At 63.8% G+C, this 13,970-nt stretch carries 12 protein-coding genes; 6 read left to right on the top strand and 6 right to left on the bottom strand.

Going from position 1 to position 13,970, the window contains the following annotated elements:
* Positions 1 to 22: 22 nt before the first annotated feature.
* Positions 23 to 598 (top strand): hypothetical protein, encoded by a 576-nt coding sequence (locus tag IF12_RS0113125; protein ID WP_133884181.1) that lies wholly within the window; start codon positions 23 to 25, stop codon positions 596 to 598.
* A 96-nt stretch (positions 599 to 694) separates the two neighbouring features.
* Here IF12_RS0113125 and IF12_RS0113120 read toward each other — a convergent pair whose 3' ends face one another.
* Genes IF12_RS0113120 through IF12_RS0113105 form a run of 4 tightly spaced genes read right to left on the bottom strand, consistent with a single transcriptional unit; the run spans position 695 to position 8,984 of the window.
* A complete protein-coding gene (locus IF12_RS0113120; RefSeq protein ID WP_197034708.1) occupies positions 695 to 2,032 on the bottom strand; it encodes a Wadjet anti-phage system protein JetD domain-containing protein in 1,338 nt (445 codons plus the stop codon).
* On the bottom strand, positions 1,977 to 6,134 hold the full coding sequence (locus IF12_RS0113115) for a TIGR02680 family protein (protein WP_081913563.1): 4,158 nt from the start codon (positions 6,132 to 6,134) through the stop codon (positions 1,977 to 1,979). The genes IF12_RS0113120 and IF12_RS0113115 overlap by 56 nt, the downstream gene beginning before the upstream one ends.
* Positions 6,124 to 7,323 carry a TIGR02678 family protein gene (locus IF12_RS0113110; RefSeq protein ID WP_051704344.1) on the bottom strand — a complete coding sequence of 400 codons (1,200 nt, stop codon included), beginning with the start codon at positions 7,321 to 7,323 and terminating at the stop codon, positions 6,124 to 6,126. Before IF12_RS0113110 ends, IF12_RS0113115 begins: the two co-directional genes overlap by 11 nt.
* Entirely contained in the window at positions 7,320 to 8,984 is a 1,665-nt protein-coding gene (locus IF12_RS0113105; RefSeq protein ID WP_133884180.1) for a TIGR02677 family protein, read from the bottom strand. The genes IF12_RS0113110 and IF12_RS0113105 overlap by 4 nt, the downstream gene beginning before the upstream one ends.
* A 122-nt stretch (positions 8,985 to 9,106) precedes the next feature.
* Here IF12_RS0113105 and IF12_RS0113095 point away from each other — a divergent pair, with 122 nt between their 5' ends.
* The 3 genes from IF12_RS0113095 (at position 9,107) to IF12_RS0113085 (ending at position 10,950) form a co-directional block, all read left to right on the top strand.
* Positions 9,107 to 9,562, top strand: a complete 456-nt coding sequence (locus tag IF12_RS0113095) for a PIN-like domain-containing protein (RefSeq protein WP_133884179.1) — start codon at positions 9,107 to 9,109, stop codon at positions 9,560 to 9,562.
* Positions 9,563 to 9,638: 76 nt separating this feature from the next.
* The gene (locus IF12_RS0113090) at positions 9,639 to 10,397 is read left to right on the top strand and encodes an IS5/IS1182 family transposase (protein WP_030158856.1); all 759 of its coding nucleotides are present in this window, start codon (positions 9,639 to 9,641) and stop codon (positions 10,395 to 10,397) included.
* Positions 10,327 to 10,950, top strand: coding sequence for a PIN-like domain-containing protein (locus tag IF12_RS0113085; protein WP_231492598.1), 624 nt, complete (start codon positions 10,327 to 10,329; stop codon positions 10,948 to 10,950). Before IF12_RS0113090 ends, IF12_RS0113085 begins: the two co-directional genes overlap by 71 nt.
* 589 nt (positions 10,951 to 11,539) lie before the next feature.
* Here IF12_RS0113085 and IF12_RS0113080 read toward each other — a convergent pair.
* Positions 11,540 to 11,836 (bottom strand): hypothetical protein, encoded by a 297-nt coding sequence (locus IF12_RS0113080; RefSeq protein WP_030158852.1) that lies wholly within the window; start codon positions 11,834 to 11,836, stop codon positions 11,540 to 11,542.
* Here IF12_RS0113080 and IF12_RS0113075 point away from each other — a divergent pair.
* The gene (locus tag IF12_RS0113075; RefSeq protein WP_030158850.1) at positions 11,835 to 12,140 is read left to right on the top strand and encodes a hypothetical protein; all 306 of its coding nucleotides are present in this window, start codon (positions 11,835 to 11,837) and stop codon (positions 12,138 to 12,140) included. The two genes, IF12_RS0113080 and IF12_RS0113075, sit on opposite strands and share 2 nt — an antisense overlap.
* A gap of 13 nt (positions 12,141 to 12,153) precedes the next feature.
* Here IF12_RS0113075 and IF12_RS0113070 read toward each other — a convergent pair whose 3' ends face one another.
* Positions 12,154 to 12,657: a MarR family winged helix-turn-helix transcriptional regulator gene (locus tag IF12_RS0113070; RefSeq protein WP_030158848.1), complete on the bottom strand. Its 504-nt coding sequence runs from the start codon at positions 12,655 to 12,657 to the stop codon at positions 12,154 to 12,156.
* 83 nt (positions 12,658 to 12,740) lie between these two features.
* Between IF12_RS0113070 and IF12_RS0113065 the strand changes: the two genes are divergently transcribed.
* A complete protein-coding gene (locus tag IF12_RS0113065) occupies positions 12,741 to 13,946 on the top strand; it encodes an amidohydrolase family protein (protein WP_030158845.1) in 1,206 nt (401 codons plus the stop codon).
* The last annotated feature ends 24 nt before the right edge of the window (positions 13,947 to 13,970 follow it).

Raw genomic sequence — 13,970 nt, 5'->3', positions numbered from 1 at the left:
ATCGGATGAAGGGAGATCGATGATGAAGCAGCCCGCAGTACAACTCGGTACGGCCAAGTCTGAGGTGCTCGGTGAATGGTTGACGGACAATCGAAACCGGCTCACGCTGATGGCCCGACCAGGCACCGGCTACGCCTCAGTGTGGCTGTCGTACCACGGCCAGCCGGTGAAGATCGGTCGCGCACTCCACGCAGGAGGAGTGGTTCGCGAGGTTAGCTGGGAAGGCCTCTGGGCCGAGCAGACCGACACGTGGAAGTCCCAACAGCGCAGCCTTATCACGGCGCTCATCGCTGCCCGCCACGCCGGCCAGTCTCCAGCGCCCAAAGCCGAACTCCCCTCCAGCGTCCTCGGCACCTTCAACATCGACGGCTTCCGGTTCGCCGTCGAACCGACGCTCGCACCCGAGCACGCGATCCTCAGCGCCATCAACGTCGCCGGAGGGCTGACTCCAGTAGCCGATCTCCTCCACGAGAACGGCCGGATCTGCGGCATGGCACCCCGCCCCGGCGGGAAGTCAACCCCGGAAGACCGCAAGCGTCAGTGGCGACGCGAAACAGAGGCGATCCTGACCCATGCCACGACCGAAGGCCGTATCTAGCTTTCTCCCTTCTGCGGGGCACGCCGGGTGGGCGGCGTGCCCCGCCCCCAGATCAAGTTTCAGCTCAATAGGACCTTGCCCGCCGCACTCAGTCCTTCAGTCGCTCTGACTTGCTGGCGACTGGAGTAGCAAGGCATCAAGTTGGATAGACATAGTCTCGATCAGCTCCCAGTAGAGGTCCATCGCCTCCTGCTCGACACGTTCACCAGTTTCGGCGATGGCCGCAGCCAGCGGACGGAGTGCCTCATGGCAGATATCCTGCAGGGCCGCCGCCTCTGCCGCCCAGATTTCGCGCTTCTGCGCTGATTCCTTCATCTTCTTGGATCGTCGCCACGCGTCAGCGTTCATTCCTACCGGGTTGACTCTGAATCCGAGCCGCTTCGACAGGTCCTCGACAATCCCGATCCCTGGAGGATCAAGGTCGCAACATGCCGCTACCGGCAGATGGCTGTACAGCTTGACGAATTCAATCAAGTCATCACTCGCATAGCCCTGACTCCAAATGCAGAGCCAGCGCTGGCCCACCCCGGTTTCCTGGCCGATTTGCTGGAAGGTCTCCTGGTTTTCGATCAGGAGCAGACCGTCCAGGTCCCCGCTTCTCCGGCCGAGCTTGCGGATGCTTCTTCCAGGCACACTCACCCAAGGATAGGCGACGCGAGCATCGGCGGCGGGATCGTCGATCTCCCACACCAATGGGCCGCTGAGCCGAATTTCGGATTCGGCACGATCCACCAGCACGTCGTAGGAATGACCGTTCAGGTTCTGGAAGGCGATCCTGCCGGCGGCGGCCATTCGCTCTGACTTGACGTTTCCGAACGCCTCGTTTAGGAGCGTTCCCTCGGGGATCGGGCGGTCCTCCCGAAGATGCCACTTCAACCAGGCTGCGGTGGAGCGGACGGCCGCATCGTAAGGGAACCAGTACTTGGTGCCGGTCGCGGATGTGGGAGGGACTTGGTGCACGGGCCGCAGTGGCAGGTTGAGTAGGAGTTCACGTTCCTGGTCCAGATCCGAGTGCGGGAGCATCTCCGTGACCAGGTCGAGGCGGCATCTGGCCACCTCAAGCTGTTTCCGTACTTCGCGTTCGTGTTTGGACTCGGACTGCGTGACCAACGGTCCGTTCACTGCCTGATCGAGGTCCTCCAATTCAATGCCGCGGTCCTCGAGTTGCCGACGAACCTGGCGCAGGTTTACCTTGGCCGCGGTGATCATGTTGAGCCGAGTGCCGAACAGTTCACCCAGTTGAAGCTGTTCTTCTTGGGTCAGAGGGTCTTTGCCGAAGGGCAGTGTTGTCTGCGCCTTGCCGCCTCGTTCGAGGTGTTTGCGGAGGGCTGCAAGGAACTTCACCGGACCTGGCTTGGCAGCCCAGACAAGCACCGCCTCAGGAAATTCCTGCATCGAATAGCCCTTCTCCGTTTCCGAACATGCCTTCGTCATCATTGAGCATCGGATCGCGCAGTTCGCTGCTGGCGGTGCCGTCCCAGAGGAATGGTGTTGCGAGCACGCCGGGTTCGGATGGGTCGCGGAACAGGCTGTAAGTGACCAGTCCAGGTACTTCCTCGTGGAAGCCCCATTCGTCATGACTCGCCAGAACGAAGTCAAGGTCGAGATCGACCAGAAGCTTCATGCATTCACCTCGCATTTCCGCATCGATGCCCGCGAAGGCTTCGTCAAGATAGATCGGACGCGGTGCGGTTGGGGCTGCTCCCACGTAGTGCGCGGCCGCGGCGACGAAGAGTGGCAGTTGGAGCATCACGGCTTTCTCACCGCCGGAGCCCTGTCGGTGCTTCGCATCCGTCAGAGTCGTCCAATTGTCTCTCGTATTGTCGCGTATCTGGATCCGAAATCGTGACCACTGGCGGTAGTCAAGTGCTTCGCGCAGGTGCTCACGCCAGTCGCCTTCCCGGTCGGCCTCTCGGGTCTCACGGACCCGGTCGGTGAGGAAGTCGACGAGTTCGGCTCGGGCTTCGTCGGTAAGAAGATCCATAGACTGCCGGTCGAAGATGTCGAGCGCCCGCTGAACTCGTGGCCCGGCGTCTTCATCGGCTTCCCAGAGCAGCCGCATCTGCCGCCCGGACGCTGTACGGCGTTTAGAGAGGAGGTCGTTCATGACTTCGTATAGCTTCATGGCACGTGCCCTGCAGTCGCGCAGGTGCTCGCCTACACGCCCGATGAGAACCTCTGCGAAGAGCTTGCGTTCCTGCTCGTCGAGGTACGTCTTGCGAGTGGCGATCTCGTTTTCGATGATCGCGCTGATACGGGGCGCGTCCTGGTCTTCGCCGTTGTGGGTCACTTTGACGATGAAAAGCTCGCCCTCGTTGGATCCCCAGGGATTCCAGTCTGAACCTGATATCCCCAGCTGCAGTGCCCGGAACTGTTCGTCGACGTTGTTCCTGGCTTGGTCTCGCGACTCCTTGCTGATATCGACGTGCTGCAGGTGCTGCTCAGCCGCACGAGCGTCTTCTCGGCTGACGGTGATATGCCCAGGGGCCTCGTGCAGACCGGGAACCGCCGCGAGCGCGAGGAAACTGTAGGTTCGCAACCGCTCGAACTCCGCCATGGCGGTTGAACGCTCGGATTCGCGTTCTCGCCGCTGTTCTTCAACGGACTCAAGTGTGGCTCGAGCCGCTCCACGCCGCTCGGTCGCTTCCCGTATCTCGGCATCGGTGGTCACCCGCTCGGCCTGAAGCCGTTTGACCTCCTGGTGCGCCGCCGCGAGTTCGGCGAGGACGTGGTCGATGTCGGCTCCGACGAGCTGGTGACGGGTCTCGTACTGGGACCGGAGCGCAATCGCATCCTCGGTGAGGCGGTCATGCTCCTCGGTTGCCTTTTCGCGACGCGTCAGAGCCCGTTCGAATCTGGAGCGCTGAGATTCGGCGTGGGAACAGCACAAGAGGTAGCGACTCGCCTGCGTGAACGTGTCGAAGAGCCGCTCCTGGTATCGGGTCAAATTCCGATCGAGCGCGTCCATCGATTCAGCAGTGATGCCGACGTAGTTGCCGCGGGCGTAGTCGCTGAGCGCTGTCGTGAAGGACTGCAGACGTTCTGCGCAGGTAGTGCAGCGGGCTTCGGCTTGTCTGATGTCGCCGTTGAGTTCGGCAGCTCGGTCGAGCAGGTCGTCGAGGCGCATCGAGCAGGCAAGGATCGTGCTTTCGCTCGGGCAGGTGTCCCGTTCGTGCCGGAGCCGAGCGATCCTCTGTTTGAGGATGTCGTGTCGTTCGCGGGTGTCCCTGAGATGGGAATCGAGTTCATCGAGCTGTCGGTCGATGTCGCGAAGGCGCCGCAGCCGCGCAGCGGCTCGTGCGGCGGCACCGATATAGCTGGCGGGCTGCCCTTCGGTACGGCCTCGGAGTGGTCCGAGTGCCCAGCCGCCGTCCCCGCTGATCCAGTCGGCCTGGGCCGGATCAGTGCCCGGTTCCGGGCTCTGATCGTGGTATCCAATGCAGCGCAATGCCGCGGCGATCGTCTCGACCGGTACGTCATCCTGTTCGGTCGGGGCGAGTACGGAGGTGAGCGTCCGCTCATAGTGCCTGCCACGGCGGGTATCCAGCAGGGTTTCGAGGGTCTCTGGACGCAGCATGGCTCCGTCCGGGGTGATCCAGGCGTCGAGCAGACCGGCCCCGAGCATGGCGGTCTCGATGTTGGCCCGATGGTCCTCCGGAATGCTCGAATCGAATTCGACAATGCGCCAGAGCGGTGCACCAGGGACCGGCTCCGCGTCACGGTCTCGTCTGGGGGCGTTTGGAACGGGAGGGGGCGAGTCCTCATCCTGTGCGATCCGGCGGCGCAGGTCAATCAGGTCGCGATGTTCTGCACGGAGGCGTTCGAGCTGTGCATCGAGCTGCGCTGCCGCAGAAAGCAGCTCGGTCTCGGCCGTGGCAGCGAGCATCCTCGCCAGCGCTTGGGGAGACTCGATGCCGGGCTGGCCGGCCCGCTCGATCCCAGTGAGCATCCGAGCCCGGGTGTCGGCGGGAATCTGCAGTTCACGGCAGTCGTCGGCCCATGACAACAGCGCGGTGGTGACGGCCTCGATCTCAGCTGAGAGCTCTGCCTGCCGAGTGACGACCGCGCGGGCGAGGTCTTCCTTCCGCGCGAGGAGGTCGTCCAGTGAACCCTGGGCCCGATCGAACTCGGCTTGGGCTTGGTCGACTTGCTGCCGCAATTTCCTCGCATTCCGTACCGCCGCGCGGCGGGATTCCACAACGGAGACGAGTAGCCGTCTGGCCGCCTCGAGGTCAGAGAGCAGGCGCCTGGAGTGCACGGCGTGCTCGTCCTGCAGCAAACAGGATTCAGCGGTTGCCGCTGCGGCCTGCTCAGCACCGGTGAACTGATCTTCCGCGTCCTCGACCTGAGTTTCAGCCTGCTGCAGTTCGATCGCGGTGAGGTCGTGCTCGCGTTCGGCTTCCGCGAGACGGGCAGCGGCGCGGGCCGACTGGTCTTCCGCTTTTTGCGCTTGCTCGTTGAGTGCAATAAGCGCGGCTTGCTCTTCGAGCTCGGGGCGGTGTTCGAGCGCGTTGACCTTGGCGTGCTGTTCGACGACGGCCCGATTCAGCTGGCCCGTTCGTTTGTGAAGCTCTCGAATGACGGCCTCGGTGTGCGACAGTTGCTGTTCGGCTTCGCGTTTGCGGCGGGTGACGTCGTCGTAGCGGGTTACGGCCCTTCGCAGATCTGCTGCATAGTGCCGGACCATGCATTCAGCGTAGGCCTGGTAAGCCTCCAGGAACTGCTTCACTACACGCCCGACCCGCTCCAGGTCCTCGAGATCCTCACGGTCGCGCGCGAGTTCGTCGAAACCGCGGGCGAGTTCATCGATGAGGGTTGGGTCGACCGGTGGCAGTCCTTCACTGATCGTTTCCGCCAGCTTCTGGACACCGAAGTTCTCGCTGAGTTTTGGTCGTCGCATGGTGAGCAGGAGCTCCACCAGCGACTTGTAGCGGGGGGCGGTCATCCCGAAGAGCCGTTCACCAACGGCCTGCCGATACCCTTCCGCGGTGGAGAACACCTCTCCGTCAGCGAGCCATTGCGACAGCTCGTCCTTGCCAGCCACTGTCAATGAAGAGTCGTAGAGCTCTAGGTCGACCCCTACCCGCCGCGGGCTGAGGAAGTACCAGGACTCGGGTGAACCAGGACGTGAGGCCTGTGCGCGCAGCCCGGCACCGATCGTCAGGTAGTCGGGGAGCCCGGTCTCGGTGATGCGGCCGTATTCGCACCAGACATAGCCGATCTGGTGCTTGCGATCGTCGAACAGGAGGTTGTCTCGCATTGAGCGGGAGGCGTGTCCGAACGGGTCGAGCCGCCGAGCGGTGAGGTTGGCGTCGAACAGGAACGGGCTGGTGACCTCCAGGGCCTTGGTCTTGCCGCTCCCGTTGCGCCCGAGAAGGACCAACCGACCGTCATGGAAGTAGAACTCCTGCACCACGTACTGCCAGATGCCGACGAGTCCCATCCTGAGGGGCTTGAACCGCGTCGAAGTCGGCACCGGAGGCATGCCCATTTTGATCGCATCGAATGCCGACCGTAGCCGATCCTCAGTTCCCATCGCTACTGTCTCCTTCTTGCGGCCAAAGAGTCGGCTCTGGGGTGTGCGGGGCCCGCCTTGCAGGAGCCCTGAACCGGCCGAGAGCCGGCTTCGCGAACACCCCCAGAGGGGTTTCGGTGACCAGGCGCATGCCCTTGAGCGCTTTGAGCGCCGTGCCGAGGGCGGCCTCGGGAGTGAGGTCCTTGCCTTCGATCGTTTTGATGTTGCGCATTCGAATTTGGTCGCAGATATGCTCTGCGGCCGTTTCGAGGACGTGGACAGGCACGGGCTCGTCGACCGGGTGCGGTTGCTCGGCGATAGCCTCTGCCAGGAGCAGGGCCGCGAACTGCGGGGTTCGGTCGCGTGGGAACGGAATATCGGTGAGGTCGTCGTCCACCAGCGCTGCCCCTTCAATGCGGAGTTCGACACTGGATCCGAGCATATCGGTGAGTTCACTGACGAGCAGATGCCGCTGGTTCTTGAAATAGGCCCACACGTCTTCGTCGAGTTCGTCAAAGTGCATGACGGGTTCGTCGACGAGGCGTCGCATCAACTGGTGCCGGCGGTGCCTGTTCGCGCCTTCCGCAGTGTCGGAGACCGGTTCCCGGATCAGATCGCCGGGGCGCTTGGCACGGTTCGGGGGCACTGGACTGGCGAGCAGCAGGGCCGCATTGCGGTGCTCGACGTCGTATATGGCGTCGCCGTCTCCCTTGATGTACTGCTTCTCGTCCAGCTGGGTCGCCCCGTCTCCTCGGGTCGGGACGAGTACCCCGTGGTTGACGAGCAGTCTGATGGCCTCCACGAGTGACCGGCGCTCGCTGAAGGTCGTGTCGTCATACTTCCCAAGCTCCGGTCTGGCTACGCACAAGTCGGCGATCTTCTTGGCGATCTCCGTGATAACAGTCTGCTCGCCGCAATCTTCCAAGGCCGCTGCGGCCAGGCAGTAGAGGACGCAGACTCGCTGATCGGGTGCATCTTCTGGATGCGCTGCAGGCATCGCGGGGATTTTGTGCAGCCGTATGACGTCCCTGTCGACGATCAAATTCCAGCCGAGGTTCCGTTCGAACCACTGCTGGAGCAGCCTCTGATGCTGCGGTTTCCTGATGGTCGCGGCGATCCCTGCGGTTGGGCCGCCTGACCGAAGCAGCGGTCGGATAAGCAGCGTCCGAGCGGCTCTCCGCAGCTCGTCACGATCGATTTCCTCGCTCATCGGACACTCCCGGCCAGGTCGACGAGGTCGATTTCGAGGTCTTCCATGGCGATCGACCCGCGCGCCGAGGAGATCACCGCAGTCGTCGCAGATCCGGCCCCGTCTCCGCACTCGCGCAGGGTAATGGAAAGTCGGCCGTCCGAAGTGCGAACCTGCCGTACCCCGGAGGCGTCCTTCTTCACCGTGAGAACGGTGCGCAGGCACTGGAGGAACAGGTCGGTCTCGACGGCGTCGAGGACCGGCAGCTCCGAAACCAGTGTGGGAGTGCATCCGGTGAGCTTCGCAATCGCCAGCTCGCGGGTCGCCTGCTGCGCGGCGCGCTTCCCGGCGAGCCGGCGCTTGGCGTCCTTCGGGTTCGCGAGACGGCTCGGCCGCCCGGTTCCCGCGCGAGGGCCTTGCGTGCGCAGTCGTGGCTCCACCGGGGCTGCGGGTGCCTCCCACCAACTGGCGTTCGGTCGGTTTTCACGTCCGGTGGTTGCGTCGTGCGGGGCACCGAAGTGTCGAGCCGAGTACATGCCGAAGGCGCTCCGCCACAGTGAGGCACGCGTAGCGGCATCCTCCGTGCCAGCGAACCATGCGGCGAGGGTGAGAAAGTCGGAGGCGCGATCGACCCGGCGGAACCGAAGCTCGTTGATCTTGCGGACGATTGCCACTATGCGGCTGACCGCATCGGCAGCCCGGTCCTGCAGCGCGGTTGTAATCGGAAGGCGGTCGGAGGTCCCGAAAAACCAGCTCCGAAGCCCCTCCCATTGGGTGTGAAGGACGAGAGCATCGTGTTCGGCGACCTCGTCCATGGACATGCCGAGGGCTGGAGCGGCTTCGAGATGCGCGAGGTCGATCAGGTGCACGTGGAGGCCGCGCGCTTCCGCGTCGTTGATGGCGTGTGCGATCGGAGCGCTGTACCGGACGAGAGTCATGACGAAGGTGCGGAGGTACAGCACGACTTCGTCCTTGTAGGCGACGAACAGGTCCTCGGTGAGGCTGGAGCTGGTCTCCATCACCGCGTTGAGTCCCTGCACGAATCGCTTGGCGTTGTCCGCGAGTACTGTGAACCCGGCGATTATCCGCTGGAGCGCGGCGTACGAGGCGCGAAGGTCGAGTTTCTTGGCCCCAGGTCTACCCGTGTCGAGGGCATTGCAAAGCGCGTGAAGTGCGTTGAGCACCTCCGGAAGCATCGATGACTGCAGCGCACCGGTATTGCCGAGCTCCGAGTCGATCCGGCGCAGGGCCTGGTGGACTTCTGCTCCTGCCGAGGTGAGCTGGTAGAGGTAGTCGCGCTTCAGGTACTCGGCCGCGGTGTCTTTTCGATGGGTGTTGTAAATCCGATCGACGTTCCCCCAGACGAAGAGCCTCCCGAGCAGGTCATCCATTGCCGGTAGGTCGTCCTTCTGCAAGCGCCCTTTGAGCAGGGTGGTGACCCTTTCTCCGATTTGCGCGGTGGATAGATGGAGGCCGAGCATCGATTCCTCTTCCAGCAGGACGTCGAGTATCAGCCGGTAGACCGGGGCGAAAGGAGACACGAGATAGCGGACAACGGGCATGGTGCCCGGCAGCGTTCCGTCTTCGGGGGCGTGAAACTCAGCAGCGCCTTCAACATCATCCAGTGGTGCCAGACTGTTGTCATCTTGGATCTCAATGCCGTCCACTGTTACGTCATCCACATACCTTCTCCTGCAGTCGATTCGATGTGACCCGCACTCGCACGAACTAGTATAGTATCGGGATTCGCGTTGCGGTGCATCCTCACTTCCGCGACCATTGATCCCGGCCCGCAGGAGCGCTCGTGCCCGGCAAACCAAATCCGCTCGACGATCCCGAAGTGTCGCGGTGGCATCTCAACCTGAACACGGTCATCCCCGCGCTGGAGACCGGGCACATCGTCTACGACACCAACATCCTGCTGAAGCCGTTTCGCACACCTGAACTGTGGCAGCGAGAAGCTTTGTTCAAGGCGCTGTTCAGCATGCGTGAGCGCCTGCTGATCCCCCACCAGGTCTTGTGCGAATACGAACGCCACCACGATTCCGTTCGGGCAGTCCACCGTGATCACATCAGCAGCAAACTCGATGAGGCGAAAGCACATTTTGCTGACCTGTCCAAACTCGTGACAACCATTGCGCTGCACTCGCAGTCGGACGGGGAGTTGCTGCATGACACGATCCTCAGCCAAAGAAACGCCGAAACACAGACGCTCGCATTCCTGTCCAGGACTTCACTGAACCTCTCTCATCGTGAGTGAGTTCCGTTGCGCAGCAACGAAGAAGCTCCTGGTACAACAACAGTCGCCAAACTCGTTGTCTCCCAGGAGCTCCCTGATGCTGTTGTACCAGGCCGCACTGCCGCTGTCGACTCGTACCCTGAACTTCACCGCCCGCCTCATCCGCGCCCACCGCAAAGCGATCCGGTCCCGCTGGCGGGCTATCGATCCAGGTCAGCAAGCATTGCTGACCCTGGCCTACATGCATCAAGGCCACACCTATGACCAGCTCGCCCCCGGCTTCGGGATCTCGCGAGCCACGGCCGCCCGCCGGGTGCACGAGACCATCGACCTGCTTAGCGCCCAGGCACCGAAGCTCCGGGCCGGCCTGCGAAAAGCCAGACGCTTGGGGAGGAGCTTCGTGATCCTCGACGGCATCCTCATCCGCACCGACCGCCCCGACTATCAGGTCAAACACCGCTCGCGTGGGATGAACCTCCAGGCGGTCGCCGATGCCGACGGCAACCTGCTGTGGATCTCCGGAGCGATCCGCGGCTCGATCCACGACACCGCCGCCGCCCGGATCTGGCAGCTCCCGCGCCTGCTGCGCGAGCACGGCCTGTTCGCGCTCGGCGATAAGGGCTACCAGGGACTTGACCATGATCTGGTGGTCACGCCCTACAAAGGGAAGGGCAAGCCGGAGTACCAGAAGGCACACAACCGGCTCCACGCCCGGCTGCGTGGTCCCGGCGAGCGGATGTTCGCGGAACTCAAAAAGTGGCGCATCCTGCGGAAACTCCGTTGCGATCCCCACCGGGCCACCCACATCGCCCGCGCCATCGCCACCCTCAACCATCAAGAACGCCAGTCACGATGAGAGAAGCTCACTAGACCTACTTCACGGTCAAGCTGCGGCTCCGATCGCCCGATCCATCGACCAGGGGATTCGCCGACTCATCAGCGGCAGGATCGGAAATAGTCCCACCTCCGGCGAATTGGCGAAGTGGAACGAGGAGCACGGGGTACGCCACAAAGCCGGGCGACCGCCAAGCTATGCCGCGGGCCGAAACGGTGGCGGCAACGAGCTGGCCGGAGACTTCATCATCTGGATGCAGCTGATCGAATTCGCACGGGAACGGAGCGACGGCAAACCGATCGTACTGGTCACCCAGGACCGGAAGCCCGTCGGCTGGATACAGCACCAGGGTTCTATCCCAATCGGCGCGAACGAGCGACTGGTCGACGAATTGCGGGAGAAGGCCGGCGTGCGGTTTGTCGTCATCGGCCCGCACCATCTGCAGCAGTTCATGCGACTACGCGAGTCGCTACCACGGCCACGCGAATCAGCTTGGCTTGAGGAAGCGGCGGACGGGCCGTTCGGCGGAGTCACCCCTCTTCGCAGCAACCTGATCAATGACGTCGAGGACTGACGCACCTGGTCGGCCCGGCGGTATGCCCGCTGGGCCGACCGCGGCGCCTATATTGAGTTACTTAATCGGTTGACTGTCGCCTCTTGTTGGTGTGGGTGATGTTCTGGGGCGGGCATGCGCAGGCTCTCGCCGTAGCAGCAAGAGACGCTGCGGAAGCGGGTGATGGCTGCGATCAGGCAAGGGATGTGGACTGTGGCGGCGGTGCGGTGTTCGGCATCCGCACGGTTCGATCCGGAACTGGGAGGCCCGCTTCGCCGCTGGCGGCTGGATCATAAGCAAGGCTGATCGTGTGCGATCTACCCGTCTCCGGCCGCGGGTGAAGTCGTTTTCGTGGGTGTTACCGACATCAGGCGGCTATGCAGGGCCGTAACCTGGGGAAATAGGTTCGCATAGGCCTCGATGAGGCCTGCAAGAACACACAGGTCAGGCCCGGGAAGCGATTCCCGGGCTTGACCTGTTCCTACATACCAGAATGGATCCAGAACGGATGCGAACGGGTGGCAGGTCGAATCCTGTCACTCCTACTGGTTGAGCAGGGCCTGGACCGTTTGGTCCGGGCCTTTCGTCATTTGCGGCTAGGTCTGCTGTGTTACAGCGGGTCTGGGTGGTCCCACTCGAGGCTGATGTGGGCCTTGGGTGCGATGGCGCGGATCGACGTTTCGATGTCGATTTCTACCTGTTTGCTCCACAAACTGAATCTGCTGACGATGATCGCCGGATCGCTGCGCGCGATGACGGCGGGCGGTTCGTGGACGATGGTTACCTCCATCCACGACTCGATCCGGTGGTGTTCCAGGACGCGGTTCACCTCTGTCCCGATACGGTCGGCTTCGTCCGGTGACTCGAGGTCGTTCACGTTGAGATACAGATGAACGTTCACTGACATGGGCGTCATCCTAGGAGTTGCCTGCAAGAGGGGCCGGCGGTGCCAGGAGTTCATCGCGTGGCGCTCGGCTTCGATGGAACTGCGCGCGCGATTCGCGGTCGGGATCGTGGGGCGTTCCGCATCGGCGCGCCGGGATGTGCTCATTTTGGAAGCCGTCAGCATCCGGTTCCAGGTGCTCGCGCAAGTGACGTTGTTCGCGGCCCGGGAAGGTGTGAGCTTCAACTTCCAGTTTGACTGCACCGGTATCGTGCTGTCGATCCTGGTCCTCTGCTTCCTCGGCTCGGCGTGGTGGTGGGACCGATGAGCTCTCGACGTCGTCAATCGTCCCTCATCAGCGATCGCAGGGCTCGGTCGAGTTGGGCGAGTTCGCGTTCGGGGATCTTCGCGGTGAGCTCGCCGATGCGGTGGGCTACGGCCGTCGTGGCCGCGTCCGCGGCTTTCCTGCCGGACTCGGTGAGGGTGACGCGGAAGCTGCGGCGGTCGCCCGGGGCGAGGGTGCGCTCCACGAGCCCGGCGGCTTCGAGCCGGTCGAGGCGCTTGGTCATGCCCGCGCGAGACATCAGCAGTTCCGCCGACAACGCCGAGGGAGTCAGGGCGTACGGCTCGCCGCTGCGCCGCAGTGTGGTCAGGACGTCGTACTCGGGCTGCTGGAGACCGTGTTCGGCCATCGCCGCCTCGCCTGCGGGCATGATCACATGCTGGAGGACGAAGGCCAGCCGCATCATCGGTCCCATGTGATCGAGCTCGAGGTCAGGGCGCTCGCGCTTCCAAGCCGCCAGGATGTGGTCGATGCGGTCCTCGGGCGCGGTCGATTCGCTCATGCGCTCATCCTATTCGCCTCAATATAGTTATCTGGCGTACTATCAACAAGCGAATTATTCTCAATGAGTGTAAGGAGCTGCCCATGCGCACCCTGATTCAGAACGCACGAATCTTCAACGGCCGCAGTGTCTGTCCAGATGCAGAGATCCTCATCGACGGCGACCGCATCGCCGAGCCGGACGGTGGAGCCGTCGACGTGACGATCGGCGCCACCGGCAAGACTCTCCTTCCCGGGCTCATCGACGCCCACACCCACGCGGTCGGCGACGACCTCGCACTCGCCCTCGCATTCGGCGTCACCACCGAGCTCGACATGTTCAGCCTCCCCAACACGCACGCCCGGCTGCGCGCGCTGGCCGCGGAGCGCGACGACATCGCCGATCTGCGCAGCGCAGGCCACCTCGCCACCCCGCCTGGCGGGCATCCACTCCAGATCGCCACCCCGGAGGCCATGGCCTTCTATGGGGAGAGCCCCGACGCGTTCAAACCGATCGAGTCCGCCGCCGAGGCCGGCGCGTTCGTCAAGGCGCGCTTGGAAGAGCACGCCGACTACGTCAAGATCGTCATCGACGACGGCACACATTCAGGGATGAACCTGCCGGTGCTCGCCCCCGAGATCGCCTCGGCCCTCGTCAGAGAGGCCCATGCCGCGGGGCTGATTGCTATCGCGCACGTGTGGACGAGCGACGACGCACGAAGGGCGCTCGACGCCGGGGTCGACGGGCTCGCGCACGTCTTCACCGACCTCGCCGACGAGGACCCGGCCATGGCCGAGCTCACCGCGCGCATCGCCGCCAGCGGCGTGTTCGTCGTGAGCACCTTGGTCTACATCGAGGGCCTGACCGGGGGTAGTGCCAGAAGCGAGCTCGTCGCGGACGAACGTGTCGGTCCCCGGCTGCCTCAACACCTTCGGGACGCGCACACCGGCGGCGACGGTCCCGTGCGCAGTGAGGCCTCGGCGAGGGCCGCGGCCGCGATCGCGAGTCTCCACCGCGCCGGGGTCCCGATCCTCGCCGGGACCGACGCCACCCCGTTCGGCCCCGCGCACGGCGCCGCCTTGCTCCGTGAACTGGTGCTGCTGTGCGAGGCGGGCCTGAGCCCTAGCGAAGCGCTGGCGGCGGCCACCAGTGCGCCGGCTCGGCACTTCGGCCTCGACGACCGGGGCCGGATCGAACCCGGCCTGCGAGCCGACCTCGTTCTGGTCGAAGGCGATCCGACCGAGGACGTGCGGGATGCGCGTGCCATCGAACGGGTCTGGCGACGGGGCGTCGAGAAGCGCATCGCCTGAGCGACCCGTCCGGTCACGTGGGTC

The sequence above is a fragment of the Glycomyces sp. NRRL B-16210 genome, from assembly GCF_000719515.1.
Lineage (GTDB): Bacteria > Actinomycetota > Actinomycetes > Mycobacteriales > Micromonosporaceae > Glycomyces.
Note: the sequence above shows the minus strand (reverse complement) of the source record. Positions and strands in the feature narration are given on the sequence as shown.

Coding starts and splice junctions, on each gene's coding strand:
- IF12_RS0113125 (WP_133884181.1), top strand. CDS start 23: ATGAAGCAGCCCGCAGTACAACTCGGTACGGCCAAGTCTGAGGTGCTC.
- IF12_RS0113120 (WP_197034708.1), bottom strand. CDS start 2,032: ATGACGAAGGCATGTTCGGAAACGGAGAAGGGCTATTCGATGCAGGAA.
- IF12_RS0113115 (WP_081913563.1), bottom strand. CDS start 6,134: ATGGGAACTGAGGATCGGCTACGGTCGGCATTCGATGCGATCAAAATG.
- IF12_RS0113110 (WP_051704344.1), bottom strand. CDS start 7,323: ATGAGCGAGGAAATCGATCGTGACGAGCTGCGGAGAGCCGCTCGGACG.
- IF12_RS0113090 (WP_030158856.1), top strand. CDS start 9,639: ATGCTGTTGTACCAGGCCGCACTGCCGCTGTCGACTCGTACCCTGAAC.
- IF12_RS0113075 (WP_030158850.1), top strand. CDS start 11,835: ATGGGCGTCATCCTAGGAGTTGCCTGCAAGAGGGGCCGGCGGTGCCAG.
- IF12_RS0113080 (WP_030158852.1), bottom strand. CDS start 11,836: ATGTCAGTGAACGTTCATCTGTATCTCAACGTGAACGACCTCGAGTCA.
- IF12_RS0113070 (WP_030158848.1), bottom strand. CDS start 12,657: ATGAGCGAATCGACCGCGCCCGAGGACCGCATCGACCACATCCTGGCG.
- IF12_RS0113065 (WP_030158845.1), top strand. CDS start 12,741: ATGCGCACCCTGATTCAGAACGCACGAATCTTCAACGGCCGCAGTGTC.